Below are 1,171 nucleotides of genomic sequence, written 5' to 3' on the forward strand. Positions count from 1 at the left end.
ATACCGATAAAGGAAAGTTTATGCAAATGATGTTTTTGCTAGATGGAGTTTTCAATTTTAATATGATAAATTATATAAAAGTGAGGCTTTTGACTATGAAGAAAGTGCTTTTTATCTGCCATGGGAATATATTCTAATATCAATAAATTGCTTTATATAAAGAATATTAAAAGAAATTAAGAGGATTTTTGCACCTTAAGTGCACCTTTTGGATAGCTTCATCAACAACATCGCTCGGCTTAAATGCTGAGCTTTTTATTTATGCTTATGCATAAATCATAAAAAATACTGAGCATAACTAGATAATCCGAAAATGAAAATGAATTTTTAAATTCAAGATATTAAAATTTCCCTCTTCTACAAGATTTTGTCGGCTTGTACCGGTTTAATTTACTATTTTTTTCTTATGTGTAATATTTAATTAACGAAATATCACGGAGGCAAGAAATATCATGAACAATAGTTATACCAGTAAATATGCTGTTGGGTCACATTCGGATACACTCTATGATTTGATGTCAGATGGAATTTAAGATGAGAGTACAAATCTAAACAGAGTTAGAGCAACAATCAACAATAATCTTAACAAACAAGAATTTATCTAAATGGTCAACTGTATTCGGAGATACTGTAATAGCAAATGCGATACTTGATCGACTACTGCATCATTCACATATAGTCAGTATAGTAGGTCCATCATATAGAATAAAAGACGTAATGGATTCATTTGAAAACTAAATAATGCGATCCAAATTGGTGAAAAATAAACGATCCATTTTGTTTAATTTAATCTCGACACTATCAATAAATTGCGATGCTAGTGGCAAAAAATAGCCGTTGCTAGAGCTTTCATGAAAGAATCAAGTATTTTAGTTTTAGATGAACCTGTTGCATCAATGGATGCATTAGCGGAATTAGAAATATTTCAAACATTTGATAAATTGAAAAAAACAATTGTGTATATTTGTAACACATATTTTGTCAAATATTGGTTCATCGGATCAAATTATAGTTTTAGATAAAGGCGAAGTTATTGAACAAGGAGTTCATAAAGATTTGGTCAAAAAGGATGGTAAATATAAAAAATTATTTGATACACAAGTTAGTCTATATAAAAAGGGAGCTAACTATATAAAATTCAAGTATTTTTTATGAAAAAGTTTGAAAATAC

1 protein-coding gene and 1 pseudogene are annotated in these 1,171 nt (G+C 28.6%); both read left to right on the forward strand.

Going from position 1 to position 1,171, the window contains the following annotated elements; genetic code table 11:
- Positions 1-570: 570 nt before the first annotated feature.
- Positions 571-738, forward strand: a pseudogene (locus LJE08_RS15385) (ATP-binding protein); the annotation flags it as partial.
- A gap of 113 nt (positions 739-851) precedes the next feature.
- Positions 852-1,022, forward strand: a complete 171-nt coding sequence (locus LJE08_RS13555; protein WP_227403523.1) for a hypothetical protein — start codon at positions 852-854, stop codon at positions 1,020-1,022.
- The last annotated feature ends 149 nt before the right edge of the window (positions 1,023-1,171 follow it).

This window comes from Holdemanella sp. DFI.5.55, assembly GCF_020593575.1.
Classification (GTDB): domain Bacteria; phylum Bacillota_I; class Bacilli_A; order Erysipelotrichales; family Erysipelotrichaceae; genus Holdemanella; species Holdemanella hominis.

Excerpts from the sequence above, each read along its gene's own strand:
- LJE08_RS13555 (WP_227403523.1), top strand. The coding sequence starts at position 852 with ATGAAAGAATCAAGTATTTTAGTTTTAGATGAACCTGTTGCATCAATG.